Annotated in this window: 2 protein-coding genes; both read left to right on the plus strand. The window is 66.1% G+C overall.

Annotated features, from left to right (window positions below):
* On the plus strand, positions 1 to 1,085 hold a 1,085-nt coding region (locus tag OBACDRAFT_RS03955; protein WP_052361056.1), incomplete at its 5' end, for a tetratricopeptide repeat protein.
* Positions 1,082 to 1,333 (plus strand): hypothetical protein (locus OBACDRAFT_RS29295; RefSeq protein WP_232766618.1); only part of this gene is annotated, 252 nt, incomplete at its 3' end. The genes OBACDRAFT_RS03955 and OBACDRAFT_RS29295, both read left to right, overlap by 4 nt.

A 1,333-nucleotide genomic window follows, 5' to 3' on the forward strand; every position in this document is an offset into this window, starting at 1 on the left:
TCCTCCGCCTCGCCGCCGAGCACCTCAACAAAAACGACCCCGACTCCGCTCGCATCGCCTGCGAGCAAGTTCTCAAGCAACCCCACACACCCGCCGACGCCGAGCAAACCGCCCTCCTCACCCTCGCCCGCTCCTGGGTCAAAACCGGTGACATGGTCAAAGCCGCCGCCATCTACGAAAAACTCCGCAAGACCCATCCCGACGCCCCCCTTCTACCTGAGTCCTGCCTTGAGCACGGCCGCGTCCTTCGCGTCCTCGGAGCCTACAACCTCGCCATCTCCCAATTTTACAACGTCATTCACGGCACCCTCCGCATCCCCAGCGACCAAACCACCCGCTACCGCCAGCTCGCCCGCACGGCCCAGTTCGAGATTGCCGAGACACACTACCTTGCCGGCAACTACGCCGACGCCGCCCGCTTCTTCACCCGCCTCGACCTCCCCGACCTCGCCCCCGCCGACCGCGCCCGCGCCCAATTCAAAGCCGCCAGTTCCCACCTCCGCGGCGGCAACACCCGCGCCGCACTCTCCGGCTTCACCGCCTTCATTGTTCAATATCCGGACGATCCCGCCACTCCCGAAGCCCGCTATCAACTCGCAACCCTCCACTCTCAACTCGGCCGCAGGCAAGACGCCCTCAACATCACCCTCGACCTCCTCCGCCACGAACGCGCCCGCACCGCCGCCACGAACACCACTCCCGAAGACACCCGCCAGTGGCTCTACTGGCAGCGCCGCACCGGCGCCCAACTCGCCCACGACTTTTTCACCCAAGGCGACTACACCGGCGCCCTCACCATTTACACCCGCCTCGTGGAAATCTCCGACGAACCCCGCTGGCGGCTCCCAGCCCTCTATCAGACCGCCCTCTGCCACGAACGCCTCCAGCACACCGAGACCGCGCGCGACCTTTACCGCCAGATCATCGAAACCCTCACGCCCGCTCCTCCTGCCGCCCCCCCCCCCCTCGACCTCGTCGAACTCAGCCGTCAGGCCGCCTGGCGACTTGACCACCTCGACTGGCGTCACCGCGTCGATACCCGGCTGATGACCCTCGCCCCGCCCCCCACCGCCATGGTGAAGTGAAACCATTCCTCGATCGAAGATATAATAACAGGATCAATAAACTCACACGGAGCGCCCAAGGAGCGGCGGCATCCTGCCGCCGGTTCGTTGTAGGGGCTTCGCTTGCGACGGAGCGCGCCAGCGCGGAGATGGCGCACCTGCAAGGTGCGGTCTGGAGCGAAGCGCAAGACCAGACCGGAACGGTCTGCAAGCCCGCGAATTTGCAAGTGTGCTCCGTCCGGCAGACGCGGGCGGGACGCCCGCTCCGT

It is taken from the genome of Geminisphaera colitermitum TAV2 (assembly GCF_000171235.2).
Classification (GTDB): domain Bacteria; phylum Verrucomicrobiota; class Verrucomicrobiia; order Opitutales; family Opitutaceae; genus Geminisphaera; species Geminisphaera colitermitum.